Genomic DNA, 12,694 nt, shown 5'->3' on the forward strand with positions numbered 1-12,694 from the left:
CGTCCTCACTCCACTTTGATAGTGAAATGAGGACGGTTTTTGATTGTTTAACTACTTAGACTGAGTTTTCACACAGCCCCTTATTTAGAATTATTTATATCTGAATACTGTCGTCTGCAGCCCTTTTGCTTTACTGGAATTATGAAGCTAGAATAACTGAGATTTTAATTTTTGTTCATCCATACTACAGTCCAGACGTTTAATTTCTTCCCCTTTATCCAATACAACAACAGCAGGCACTTCCTCTATATTATAGTTTCCTGCAAGTGTCTTCTTCGTTGCCATATCAACCTTGAATAGTTTATAGTCATCACCATTTTCACGAATGATTTTCTCTAACAAGGTGCTGAATTCCAAACTTTCATCGACTAAGACATTAAAAAATAATAACAATACCTTTTTATCATTTTCAAGAACATTGGCATTAAAATAATTGAGTTCTTCAATATATCTCTCAGCAGCTACGGCGGCTGTTGCACCATCCCCGGCTGCGGAGACAACTTGTCTTAAATACTTCACTCGATTGTCACCGACAGCATATATTCCTTCGACATTAGTTTCCATACTCTCATTGACAGGGATATACCCTCTGTTATCCAGGTCAAGTCCACTATCTTTTAGAAAACGGGTTGAGGGGACCATACCAACAAAGAAAAATACACCCTGACAAGCAAGGTCAGAAGAAGTGCCTGTTTTTAAATTCTTAATTTTTACCCCTTCCACGTTTTCTTCTCCAAGAACTGCTTCAATCGTTGAGTTCCACATAAACTCCATTTTCTCATTGCTAAATGCTCTTGTAGCACTTACTTTATTGCAATCGAGAATTCCTTCATCATGTAAAACAATGACCGTCACTTTACGGGCAAACTTAGTGATGTACATGCCTTCCTCAATGGCCTGATCGCCACTCCCAACGACAACAACATCTTCCCCTTCAAAAAACTCCGCATCACAGGTCGCACAGTATGCTACTCCACTCCCCCGTAGTGTTTTCTCACCAGGGATATTTAAAATTCTCGGTTCGCTGCCACAGGCAATAATGACGGCTTTAGCAGATAGTTCCTTGCCTTTTTTCGTTTTAATGAACTTCTGCTGGTGAGAAAAATCGACACTGATAACTTCTTCTTTTAAAAATTCAACATTGAAATGTTCAGCATGTTTCCGAAAATCTTTCATCAAATCCGGGCCGCTGACTTGGATATAACCCGGATAATTGACGATTTCCCGAGTAGTATCTGCTAATCCCCCAATCGTCCCCTTATTAATGACTAAGGTCTTAAGTTTCGCCCTACCGCCATAAATAGCCGCGGAAAGTCCAGCAGGGCCACCCCCAATAATGATCAGATCATAATTACTAACCACGTCTTCCACATCCCCTTTAACTTTTAACTACGCTCCAAGGACTTCTGCGATTTTTTCTTCAAGGGTTTCTTCCTCAACGTTTCCGGCGAGTTTTCCTTGATATTCTCCGTCATTAAAAAAGAGGATCTGCGGAACACCTTTCAAGGAAAACCGTTGGTATAAATTCTTATCTTCTTCAACATCAACGTAATAAAAGCCAAATTTGCCCTCATATTGAGGTTTAACTTCTGCTAACATTGGAACAACTTCCTTACATACATGACAGGTTTTCCTAGAAAAGATCACCAAGCAGGGCTCACAATTATCATAGATAATTTCTTCAAAACGATTCGAGTTTAATTGTTCTAAAGACATAGTCTCCACTCCTTAAATTATTGAGTTTTAATCAGCCCTACTGTTTTTACAGTCTTTCACGCTGAATATGATCCATTTAAAAGGCAGCTATCAGAGTGCTACTTCTGATAGCTGCGCAGTATAGCACTTTAATTAAATATCTTCTGAGAAAATCTGATAGATCGGAGCTCCTTCGCATTGTGCCGGGTATCGCAAACCAAGCAATGTTGAAATCGAAGGTGCCACATCAACTTGTCGGATCGTTCGTTCTGTTGTAAATGCGGGCTTAATTCCATTACCTGCTGCGACAAAAATTGGCGAAACGGATGACTCAAAATACCCCTCTGATGTTGAAATACTATCGCCATGCAACCGATTGTACCCTTCTTCAATTGAGAAGAAGATATCTCCACATTCCGGTCCGTTAGTGCCGATTAGCACAGCATCTTTGTTTCTGAGGCAGATGCCGACAACACGTTTGCCCGTACGATCATCTCTGTAATTATACAAATCGGAGATGATTTGTTCTTCTAAATCATATTGATCCTTCGGGTCCACAATACCATATTTATCGCGTCCCTTGAGATTGATATAAATATAGTTGCTGCGAATCTGAATGGCTCTTGTTTTCTCCCAATCGACTTCTCTTATGGAATTGCCATTCTCATCCTTTTTCATGACCGTATAGCCCAGTTCTTCCATAACTTTCGTATTGAGTCCACCATATTCCCCTAAGATAGGAGGTACATTTTCCCCAACAATCAGGCCATGATCACTTAAAACGAACACGGTCCAACCTTCGTCTAATAAATACAGGAATTCGCCGAGATATTTATCCGTTTGCACGTAGAACTTTTCAATAAACCCTTGATAAGTTTTTTCATCGGTGTGATCCCAGGATGGCAGTGTCTTCCCAAGATGCCATAGTTGATGCCCAGCACAATCAATATTGTGAAGATGGGAAAATACAACTTCATAGCCTTTTTCTTTGATGCTATAATTCAGGCAATCAGCTTGCCATTTGTTGTAAAGGTCCCAAGAGGGTTCAAAGATTTCTCCGACTAATTCATCATCTTCCCCACCAATTAAACTGACGGGCGGAACCTCACCAACATTGCCAACGATTTCTTGGTAAAGGGACTTTGGATGCCATAATTGGTCATTCGATATATCAAGAGCATTACTAATCCATAATCTAACTTTGTTCCCTGCCGGATCAAGTTCTAAAATCTTCATAGAACGGCAGGCCGGTTTTGTGACTTCTTTTTTAGTAACATCATCAATAATACCAGTTACCATTTTATCTTTCTCTAAGATAACAATTGGTGCTTCTGCCTTCTTATTCTTGTAAACGGCCACTCGATTATATTCGCCGGCTTCATTTTTAAGAATTAAGGCAGGGCGTCTCATGACACCACCAGAAGTTAAAATTGTAAATTCTTTTGCCCCTTCTGGAGCGTTTGCCCAACCTGTAGCATCTTTAAGCGGGGAATTTACAATATCATAAGCTACCTTGCTGCCAATGACAACTTCTGTATCTTCATCATCCATTACGTAGGTACGAATTTCTCCGCCTTCACGAGCTGTATCGCCCCACCAAAGTTCCATCATTTCATCATCAACGTCATTGTCTAAAGTGTCTTCCAAATCTGTAATGATGCAACCCACACCTGCTGGTTTATCTACTCTCGGCGCATAACGCACTTCATTAATTTCGGGTGTAGCAACGATTACTTTTTCCCAGTCAAGTTGTGCAACGCCCATATTAACCGAACCAGGTTGCGTACCATCCACAACACTTAGATTTTCGCTATGAGAGGTTGGGGGCCATGAACTCCCTGGCCAATGCCATACAAGTGTTTTTAGGCCGGCTTCTGAAGTAATATTCCAAATTTGTTCTGCGAGACAATTCCGAGAATCCATATTGTAGACAACAGCATCGAGACTTTCCGGAGATTGTCTCCAGTAACACGTGATACCATGAGTTCCTGGATACGCACCAGTGGCGAGCGTCGTCCAGCAAGGCGGTGTAATCGTTGGGATTGCCCCCAACAGACGCAAATCATTTCTGGTAGATCCACGTTCGATGAATTTCTGTAAGTTAGGCATTTTTCCTTCTGCCAAGAATTTCTTGCTTATTCTTGGATCCATCCCATCGACACCTAATACCAATAATTTATTGGTAAGTGCTTGTCTTTTCATAATCAAATTTCAACTCCTCAAGTGATTTTAATTTAAGGTATCATCTTTTTAAGATGAAATTTGTCTAGACATCAATTTCATCCAGGGAGCGACCAGCAGTCTTCTCGCCCCATAAACCAGTGGTAACTGCTACTATCAGGAACATAATACCAATAACGGAGAACAAGGTTACATATCCGAAACTTTTGTAAATCATTGGCACTGTAACCATGGCCACAGCTGTAAGAAGTCTGCCGGTACTGTAGATGAAACCTGTACCACTGTTTCTTATATGTGTGGGGTATGATTCAGCCAGATAGGACCACATTACAACGAAAACTCCGTCCATGAGCACCCGGACGACAAATCCTATTCCTACAATAAGCATAGGGATCTTAATGGTGCCAAAGACAATTGTTAGAACTCCTACTAAAAGACTGTAGATGACGATGGGAATCTTTCTTCCGCCCTTGTCAGTAAAGGCAGCTGCAAGATAGTTACCGATGGGGCTTCCAAATGAAACCAAAGCAGACATCCACAAGGCATCATCCAAGGAAAAACCATAATCGTTCAGTAAGGTTGGCATCCAGCCAAAGAACATAAAGTATCCGACGGTAATCATGCAAACCATGATAATCAATACACTGGATTTCTTAGCGTATTTTTTACTGAATATCTCTTTGAGTGCCTCTCTTGTTCCAGCCTCTTTTTTAACTGTAGCACCAATACTAGCTTCATTGTTTATATCCACTTTTTCATTGGGTAAAAATCTTTGGATAATGCCTTCGGCCTCTTTATATCGTCCCTTGGCGATAAGCCAACGTGGAGATTCCTTTAACCAAACCAGAGACAAGATAAAGATTATAAACCCTGTTCCGCCGATGAAGAAAATATATCTCCAACCGTTTGGGCTGCTGGGAACAACTTTATCGGCTATTTGGCCAATTAACGGAACACTCAGCAACCCCGTTGCCAAAGATATGGCTTGCCATTTTCCCCGCGAAGGGGCAGGTAATATTTCCGTGATATAAACCATTGCCACGACAACCATCGATAAAATACCAAAACCAGTTAAAGTTCTAAAGACCAAGAATAACTCCTTATTAGGTGCCACGCCGTTTAATATGGAAAACGTTGAGAAGAAGAACACCGAAAATAAAAATGCTTTCCTTCTGCCAATGACATCTGATAGCCACCCGCCGAACCAACATCCAAATAACATACCTACAAAAGTACAAGAATTAACGATTCCGATCCACTCCATGGAAACACCCCAGTGTTTTGTAAGAGCAGGAGCAACGAACGAAAATGTAAATAAATCCATTTGGTCAAAAGCATAGGCTAGGGCAAGAATAATTAAAAACTTATAATGTTCAAAACACATACGAGCTTCATCAAGGTAATGCCTTTTTTCACTTACTTTTTTTTCCTCACTTGACTCATTAGAATTAACCATTACTGCCATACATTTACCTCCTTATTCATAATAATTGGTATTAATAATTTCCAGATCTTAAATTCTTTACTTATAAACTAATCAAACCCTCCTATTCTTCCAATAATTTTAAAGTTGTAATATTACCTTGTGATTCCTCTCACTTACATGCCAGATTATATGCAATCCATGTTTTTCTGTAAAATACTTAGTAACTATGCCCCGTATAACCACCTAATTATGGGTTAATACATATTCTCTATCGCAAATCTTCTGAATATACATTATTTCCTTGTAAATTTTCTATATATTTCAAACTTCTTATTCCTAAATACTATTGTGATTTGAATTACTCATAGTATAATGAACTCTATGAATTGCTTTCCTGCCTTAACGTGGTCTGTATAAGGGAAATATTCTATCAAGGATGGTTAAAAATGCGTTTTGAACAATTAACTTATTTAGTTGCAGTCCATGAATCTAAGTCTATTACTCTAGCAGCAGAGCGTACACACATTTCGCAACCTGCTCTTAGCTCTGCCATTAGTAAACTCGAAGATGAGCTGGGTGTAGTTCTGTTAAAGCGGACGAATTCTGGTGCCCACTTAACCGAAATTGGAGAACTAATTATTATTAAGGCTAAGGAAATTCTCAATGTTGTTGATGAGATTAACTCCATCGCCCACGGTGATTCCATTGAGTTGAATGGAAACATCTCCATCGCAGTCGAGCCAAGTATCAATATCACCGTTATGCCGGACATTCTAACGACTTTTAAGCATAATCATCCTAAAGTTAATGCTCTTCTCAAAGTTGGGGAATCTAATAATATATTGCGAGATGTGGAATCTGGTAAAGCTGACTTTGGTATCATTTTAAAAACTGATGAGTTTAGTAAATCAAAAGATCTTAACCATAAAGAATTATTTTCTGATGAATTAGTGATTATCACCGGGAATAACTGCAAGATTCTTATGGGATCAACGAAGATAACACTAGAGAAGGCACTTTCTATGCCGATACTTTTGTACAATACAGAATACATCACTAATTGTGGGGTATCTAGTGTCTTGCAAAAATATGGCGATATTAACGTTTATTATAGGGTTGACAACTTAGAAATGATGGAGAAGCTATTATCTCAAGGAAATACGATTGCATTTGTCCCACGATTTATGGCGAACGAGTATGTGAAATCTAGTCAAATTAAAATCATAACTCTTAGTGATGCTCGTCTGGAAGTTTCAGTGATACTAATTTGGTTGAATCGTCACCATCTTTCTCTGGTTGAAAAAGAGTTTATCAAAGTTATTAAAACTGTGTGTTCTAAACAAATGTAACCCATAGTAGAGCACTTTTACCGAGATGCATTTGTATCTCGGCTTTTTTAGTTGTCAATGTACCCCCTATTCTTGTTCTTATAGGGGGCATATTGACTAAGTATTTTACTCAGGGACAACTTAATCTTATAATACAGTTAGCCGATTAATCGGACTTCTAATCCCATATCAAGTCATGTTAAACATTTCTCATGCCGCCCAGTTCCTCCAAATTAGAGATAAGGAGTTATAACTATAGCATATGGATCAGAGAACACAGCTGCTTTTACAAAAAAAAGATTTGGTTTTTGCTAAAAAAGGTATAAATAGTGCATTATTAGGCGGCGCATTTTGGGGCTTAGACGGAGTACTGATGGGAATGGTATTAAGTTTAGGGCCATTCGCAAACAATATGAGTATTTTTGCTGCCCCTTTAGTAGGAGCTTGCCTACATGATGGATTTTCTACACTATGGTTGTTTATTCATAATGTTGTTAAAGGTAAATGGAAGGATTATGTGCGCACCTTGAGAACCCGGCCAGCCAAAATGATCATCTTGGCCGCTATTTTGGGTGGCCCTATCGGGATGTCCGGTAATTTACTTGGAATCTATTTTGCGGGTGCTTCTTATACTGCGGCGATTACCGCTGCTTATCCTGCTATTGGTGCTATTCTTAGTTTGATTTTCCTTAAAGAGAAGATTTCCCGCCGCGTATGGGCTGGTATTACATTAGCCATTATCGGAGCATTTGTCGTGGGATTTGTCCCACCTGAAGGATCAGACTATCCCCACTTTTATCTAGGTATCGGATTAGCGGCGATTGCTGCCATCGGCTGGGCATTAGAAGGAGTTATGTCTACTTATGGCATGGATTTGGTGGATTCGGATATCGCCATCGGTATAAGAGAAGCTACTTCGTTTTTTGTTTATATCTTTGCCATACTCCCTTTGTTTGGAGGGGCCGCTTACAAAATTCTTTCAGATAGCTTTACAACCCCCTCAGGTTGGTACATTGCTGTAATCGGCTTAGTCGGCGCTACTTCCTTTTTGTCCTGGTATCGTGCGATGAATATGACTGGAGTGAGCCGGGCTATGGGCCTTAATGTGACCTTTGCAATATGGTCGGTCTTCTTCGGCTGGTTGTTAAATAATTTACGAATAACGCCCAACCTTATTATCGGTGTTATCATCATTTCCATAGGTACAATACTTACAATAGGCAACCCCAAAGATTTAGTTAATCTAAGAAGTTGATAAAGAGGTAACAACCATGAGTCAGATACCTGTGAAATTTAGAGTTGTCCAAGTAATCTTCCGGAAGGAAGGAATAACTAATCAGGAGATACTTGAAATTCTTAAAAGAGAATATCCTCTGGATCGAGGGGTTCAGGAAAAAGGAGTTCTGGAATACCTACAATCATTAAAAGCTGTGGGTCTTATCGAGTTGACGAGCGCCTCCTCGGAGAAGAATGGTAAGCTTACGCAATGTTATAAAATCACAGATTATGGCGCAAGTCGTATCAAATATATTGGTTAGCAAGATATCTTGTCAAACCACTTGAGATAAGTTCTGGATTATTAATCTATCGATTGGTCCGAATCACAATATCTCCATACTACAGATCGACCTTTTATAGAAAAGGAGGGCTAAAGCAGCCCTCCTTTCTATAGTTATAGCCTTTAATAGTCCTATGAATACGTTTGAGCATTTGGATAAGAGAAGCCGAAATGCCACCAAAACTTTAACCTATCACGACTCATTCCTATCAAGTTTTTACAATTCTATTTTTTCTCTACGATGGAAATGCTTCTCTTGTTTATAAAACTCAGACCGATACGGGAAAGTTTATCTAAAGTTCTTAGTTGTGGAATTCCCTCTCATATCGATTTTAATAAGCCTTTCAACGGTATCGCCCCTGCAGCCAAGCAAATAACTGGTGAGGTTCGCGGTTGAACAAGTGTGATTAGGAATTATTTCTACCATATCGCCTACTTTCAGAGTTGTGGAGCCTTCGGCATGAAATCTGGAAACTTCTTCAGAAAGACCACAAATAGTTAGTTCAGGATGCCCTTTAACATAACCGTATCCTTTTAGAGCTGTGTTACCGTGGGCACCCTGATCAAGTCCTAGGCATTTGGCACCAGCATCGCAAATAAATAAATTTTCAGAAGGGTGAGAGATGACCGTAGTATACACGGTGAGAGCACACTCAGATTCTTTGGCAGTATTTGTTGACATCTGAATGCAGTCATTAAACACATAATTGCCTGGATGGAATATATTAATAGTTTCATCGGAAATAGACCCCAAAAAGGTTGGAGTAGAACCGCTGCTTACCAATTCGAGAGCATAACCTGCGGCCCTAAGTACATCTGCAGCTTCTTTAATAGCATTTGTTTCCTGGTCCACATATTGTTGAATATCTTCAGGCTTAGCCGCAGAATAGACATGTCCAGGGTGCGTTGAAATACCTTTGAATACTAATGCTTTAAATTCTCTTAAGGAATCAGCAAAATCTTTCGCCCTATCCGGTAAAATTCCGAAACGGTGTAATCCGCAATCAATAATAATTGTATAATTTACATTTACGCCTGCTGTTTCAGCCGCGTAATTTAGTATTTTAGCGCTATCATAATTATCAATACGGGCAATAAAGTGGCATTTTCGGGCCAGTTCGATCACTCTTTGAATGTTTGCGTTACTCGCAACCGGATAGGCGTACATAATATTTTTCACACCTAGTTTACAAATACTTTCACACTCGTCGAGTGTCCCACAAACAAACCCGGTTGAACCTGCTGCTTCCTGCATATTCACTATTTCCGTACTCTTGTGGGTTTTAACCATCGGCCAGAGTTGTTTGCGATTTAAATTACACAAATACTGGTACCTTTTAATATTATAATCTAGAATATCAAGATCGACCAAAATAGCCGGTGTTTGAAGCTCTGACTTTTTCATTCCAAGTTTCCTCCAAGTCTCTTTTAAATACTATAGTTTTATATCTCAATGTGCGAAAATTCAAATGACATGAAAAATTAACGCTTATCTTCAATAATACCCCCTAAATCAACGTTTAAAGTGGAAAACGGCCATTGAATTTTGTTATTGCAAGATGGTATAATGGAGGAAATCAAACTAATAGGAATTATTAAAAAAGTTAATCAAGTCAAGCAACTTTATTTATATTTTGTATGACAAGGCTCTATTTTCCAATATAAGGATTGAAAATCACTCTATCAGGGACTAAATTACAAGATTAAGTTAACTATATCCTCCATTTAACGGTATACACTAAGTGTTTCTAATATAGAAAGTGGATTTTGTATATAAAAAAACATTATGGTAAGGAGTGGTGGAAGATGGAAAAGAGAAATATCGTTATTGGTGTCACCCCCGTAGAATTCGATAATATGCCAGAATCATTGATTGGGAAGTACACACTAGCGGTAGAAGGGGTTTGCGATCTGTACAATAAAATGTCCAATGAGTGGATTGAGCAGCGCAAGAATGATCCCAAAATTACAAATGTCACGATTTCGAACAAATGTAATATGCAGAAAGCCATATCAATATCCATGACAAACAAGTGTGTTTCATTAGAAGCTTTGAGTATTTTAATGAGGATCGGGAGAAAACCTGTATTAGTTTCACTTGCCAAAAAGAGCGAAATACCCCATGTTGCCTATCGAGTTAACAATAAAGTATTATTTTCGTATACGCTTTTAATTTTTGACGCATTAGATGATGCAATTAAAATGGCTAAATTTTTTGTAGATAAGGCAAATAGTCATTCTAGTGTTCTTGAACGGTGTTCCTACGAGGCGACTGGATTACTATAATTTTTAAAATCAGCATTTGCTTCAAGGTTTTCACGATATAATTTTGAATCATTTATTTTCCTTATTTCATGAAGGAGACTGTTGGATTTACACACCAACAGTCTCCTAATTTGATATTATCCCTTTTGGCTTGGGTTTTTGGGTTTTTGTCTTACTCATTAGTCTTTTATTTTCATTAGCTCTTCCCTGTAGTTATTTAAAACGATGTCCAATATTTGACTTTCAATGATAACTCCTAAATCTATGATTGATTTACCATTTTTTATCTCGAGCATACTGTGGTGCAATTCGTCGACTTGCTTTAATAATTCTTCAACTTCAGTCATAACTAAACCCTCCCCTATTAAGCTAAATCAAGTTTTTGTCTTACATTTGGTCTCTTCTATGCTTAAAGACTACCACCGTTTTAGTTTCTTGTCGATAGGATATTTATATACTAACGATTAATATTATAAATGGATATTCATTGTGCCTCTAGGGTTCAAACGTTCGTGTGCCAAGAATCTCCCGGGATGTTTTCTCAAAACATGAATCAAAAAACGCCTATTCGTCTCGAGGCGTCTCGATACTTCATATTGGGTATTCTAAGAACTTTGTATTACCATCTGCCATTTCCCTGTCAATTGACTTAATAAACTCCAGCTATGAGAGGGTTCGTTAGTTTTCATAGCCAATAAGGGTAATATCATACTCTCCCGATGTCAATGTAAAAGACGAAGTGATTGATATGCTTTCATTCTTATCAAATCGCACCGGAGAACAATAATTAGCGTTATATAGACTTATTGAAGTATTCAATAAAACAACAAGAAATACAGCATTTCCAGCTCGTTGAAAGCTAATCTTAGTGCCAACAGCTGCGGAAATATTTATCGCGGTTAAATTAATGCTTTGTCCTATCGATGGTGTCCATAGGACTTTGCTTGTTTGCGATGTGGTAAATGAATTAAATTTTATGACCGTCGACAAAACACTAATAACATTTAATGGGTTCGAGCTATCGTTAAACACTTTTTCGTTCAGAAATACCACCACATATTATAGTTTATATATTATGTAATAAGTCGGTACTTATTTTTAGTAATTCCTCAATATAAAAAACTTTTTGCCAAATATCATTACAAGTTTCCAAATCTACCATCTATGTAAAGCTGCTTCATACCAGTAACTAAAGAACTTCAAGATTTATTAACTAATTTCACTTCCGAAGCTGGAGTTGTCGTTAAAGTCATTAATGATCTCGATGAAGCAATGAAATGGTGCCAGAAGACACTGTGTTCACACTTGTTAGCTTGCAGAAACCCCGCTACACTTATGTTGCAGAAAGTATTCAACGGAGTTATGCTTTCTGACAGTATTAGAAAAGCGAATACTCAACTATCGGAGCATTCGCTTCTGCTAAAATGTTTAACCCGGTATTAGATTTTCCTTGATTGCTTTAATAACAGCTCTTGTACGATTTTTTACACTTAATTTTTTATAAATTGTCGTTAAGCGATTTTTCACGGCTCTTTCACTCAGAAACATATATTTGGAAATTGAATAGTTTGAAGCCCCTTGGGTTAACAGAAAAAGAATTAGGGCTTCCTCTATTTCCAGGCCATAACAACTACTTTTTTCCATACAAGTTGATACAGGTAAATAATGATGTTGTAAAGACGTTGAACCCCAATAAGAACTAATACGAATTGATGTTAATAACATCGTTGAATCAATATTATTGGGCAACACGATTACGTCATTAATAATATTATTTACATTTATTGTCTTTAAACTATCTGAGGAAAATAACAAGATCTTTACCTTTGGCTGTTTACGCTTTATTTGCCTATACATTTCAAGTGAATAGACGGATGTTCCTATAAGTAAAAGATCAAAAGCTGTAACACGGGAAAGCCTGATTGCCTCCAACCAGTTTTTACAGGAACCGACTACCTCAATGTCTTCTTCCTGCTGAAAAATCGCGGTAATTCCTTCGCGTAATAAAGTAAGGGGTTCCGCAATTAAAATTCTAATCATGTTAGACAAAATCTCCTAATAGTAATAAGCTTCCTGTATTTTTATGAGTTAAAAGGAAGGTCCTTTTAGCTATTTTTTCTGCATATTTCGTTATTACTACAGTTAATTAACACGGCATGCCCTTAATTACAGCTTTATTATACAATTCAATTATTAAGTTACAATTAATTTCGTGTAAATTTAGATGAAAATAATTTATAA

General features: G+C 38.0%; 12 protein-coding genes. 4 read left to right on the forward strand and 8 right to left on the reverse strand.

The annotated features are described in order from the left end of the window. Positions 1-147: 147 nt before the first annotated feature. From VZF35_RS04655 to VZF35_RS04670, 4 genes are all read right to left on the reverse strand, one after another. Positions 148-1,362, reverse strand: coding sequence for an FAD-dependent oxidoreductase (locus tag VZF35_RS04655; RefSeq protein ID WP_407311429.1), 1,215 nt, complete (start codon positions 1,360-1,362; stop codon positions 148-150). Positions 1,363-1,389: 27 nt separating this feature from the next. Beyond that, the gene (locus tag VZF35_RS04660; RefSeq protein ID WP_407311431.1) at positions 1,390-1,716 is read right to left on the reverse strand and encodes a thioredoxin family protein; all 327 of its coding nucleotides are present in this window, start codon (positions 1,714-1,716) and stop codon (positions 1,390-1,392) included. A gap of 132 nt (positions 1,717-1,848) precedes the next feature. After that, positions 1,849-3,897, reverse strand: a complete 2,049-nt coding sequence (locus tag VZF35_RS04665) for an alkaline phosphatase family protein (RefSeq protein ID WP_407311433.1) — start codon at positions 3,895-3,897, stop codon at positions 1,849-1,851. 64 nt (positions 3,898-3,961) lie between these two features. Next, positions 3,962-5,341 carry an MFS transporter gene (locus tag VZF35_RS04670; protein WP_407311435.1) on the reverse strand — a complete coding sequence of 460 codons (1,380 nt, stop codon included), beginning with the start codon at positions 5,339-5,341 and terminating at the stop codon, positions 3,962-3,964. A gap of 407 nt (positions 5,342-5,748) precedes the next feature. Here VZF35_RS04670 and VZF35_RS04675 point away from each other — a divergent pair, with 407 nt between their 5' ends. The 3 genes from VZF35_RS04675 (at position 5,749) to VZF35_RS04685 (ending at position 8,168) form a co-directional block, all read left to right on the forward strand. After that, on the forward strand, positions 5,749-6,651 hold the full coding sequence (locus tag VZF35_RS04675; protein WP_407311437.1) for a LysR family transcriptional regulator: 903 nt from the start codon (positions 5,749-5,751) through the stop codon (positions 6,649-6,651). Between the two features lie 241 nt (positions 6,652-6,892). Next, complete coding sequence (locus tag VZF35_RS04680; RefSeq protein WP_407311439.1) at positions 6,893-7,885, forward strand: DMT family transporter; 993 nt, start codon at positions 6,893-6,895, stop codon at positions 7,883-7,885. A 16-nt stretch (positions 7,886-7,901) separates the two neighbouring features. After that, the gene (locus VZF35_RS04685; protein WP_407311441.1) at positions 7,902-8,168 is read left to right on the forward strand and encodes a hypothetical protein; all 267 of its coding nucleotides are present in this window, start codon (positions 7,902-7,904) and stop codon (positions 8,166-8,168) included. A 309-nt stretch (positions 8,169-8,477) separates the two neighbouring features. Here VZF35_RS04685 and VZF35_RS04690 read toward each other — a convergent pair whose 3' ends face one another. Beyond that, positions 8,478-9,593, reverse strand: a complete 1,116-nt coding sequence (locus tag VZF35_RS04690) for an alanine racemase (protein WP_407311443.1) — start codon at positions 9,591-9,593, stop codon at positions 8,478-8,480. A gap of 401 nt (positions 9,594-9,994) precedes the next feature. On the opposite strand from VZF35_RS04690, the gene VZF35_RS04695 reads away from it, so the two are divergent. Beyond that, entirely contained in the window at positions 9,995-10,474 is a 480-nt protein-coding gene (locus VZF35_RS04695) for a hypothetical protein (protein WP_407311445.1), read from the forward strand. Between the two features lie 158 nt (positions 10,475-10,632). Here VZF35_RS04695 and VZF35_RS04700 read toward each other — a convergent pair whose 3' ends face one another. From VZF35_RS04700 to VZF35_RS04710, 3 genes are all read right to left on the reverse strand, one after another. Continuing rightward, positions 10,633-10,800 (reverse strand): aspartyl-phosphate phosphatase Spo0E family protein, encoded by a 168-nt coding sequence (locus VZF35_RS04700; RefSeq protein WP_407311447.1) that lies wholly within the window; start codon positions 10,798-10,800, stop codon positions 10,633-10,635. Positions 10,801-11,131: 331 nt separating this feature from the next. Further along, positions 11,132-11,506 (reverse strand): hypothetical protein, encoded by a 375-nt coding sequence (locus VZF35_RS04705; protein WP_407311449.1) that lies wholly within the window; start codon positions 11,504-11,506, stop codon positions 11,132-11,134. Between the two features lie 375 nt (positions 11,507-11,881). After that, a complete protein-coding gene (locus VZF35_RS04710; protein ID WP_407311451.1) occupies positions 11,882-12,493 on the reverse strand; it encodes a response regulator transcription factor in 612 nt (203 codons plus the stop codon). Positions 12,494-12,694: the final 201 nt, after the last annotated feature.

It is taken from the genome of Desulfosporosinus paludis (genome assembly GCF_045689965.1).
Lineage (GTDB): Bacteria > Bacillota > Desulfitobacteriia > Desulfitobacteriales > Desulfitobacteriaceae > Desulfosporosinus > Desulfosporosinus paludis.

What these genes read in the sequence shown, in the direction of transcription:
- VZF35_RS04660 (WP_407311431.1), bottom strand. Translation starts at nt 1,716, where the DNA reads ATGTCTTTAGAACAATTAAACTCGAATCGTTTTGAAGAAATTATCTAT.
- VZF35_RS04665 (WP_407311433.1), bottom strand. Translation starts at nt 3,897, where the DNA reads ATGAAAAGACAAGCACTTACCAATAAATTATTGGTATTAGGTGTCGAT.
- VZF35_RS04690 (WP_407311443.1), bottom strand. Translation starts at nt 9,593, where the DNA reads ATGAAAAAGTCAGAGCTTCAAACACCGGCTATTTTGGTCGATCTTGAT.
- VZF35_RS04675 (WP_407311437.1), top strand. Translation starts at nt 5,749, where the DNA reads ATGCGTTTTGAACAATTAACTTATTTAGTTGCAGTCCATGAATCTAAG.
- VZF35_RS04710 (WP_407311451.1), bottom strand. Translation starts at nt 12,493, where the DNA reads ATGATTAGAATTTTAATTGCGGAACCCCTTACTTTATTACGCGAAGGA.
- VZF35_RS04680 (WP_407311439.1), top strand. Translation starts at nt 6,893, where the DNA reads ATGGATCAGAGAACACAGCTGCTTTTACAAAAAAAAGATTTGGTTTTT.
- VZF35_RS04670 (WP_407311435.1), bottom strand. Translation starts at nt 5,341, where the DNA reads ATGGCAGTAATGGTTAATTCTAATGAGTCAAGTGAGGAAAAAAAAGTA.
- VZF35_RS04695 (WP_407311445.1), top strand. Translation starts at nt 9,995, where the DNA reads ATGGAAAAGAGAAATATCGTTATTGGTGTCACCCCCGTAGAATTCGAT.
- VZF35_RS04685 (WP_407311441.1), top strand. Translation starts at nt 7,902, where the DNA reads ATGAGTCAGATACCTGTGAAATTTAGAGTTGTCCAAGTAATCTTCCGG.
- VZF35_RS04700 (WP_407311447.1), bottom strand. Translation starts at nt 10,800, where the DNA reads ATGACTGAAGTTGAAGAATTATTAAAGCAAGTCGACGAATTGCACCAC.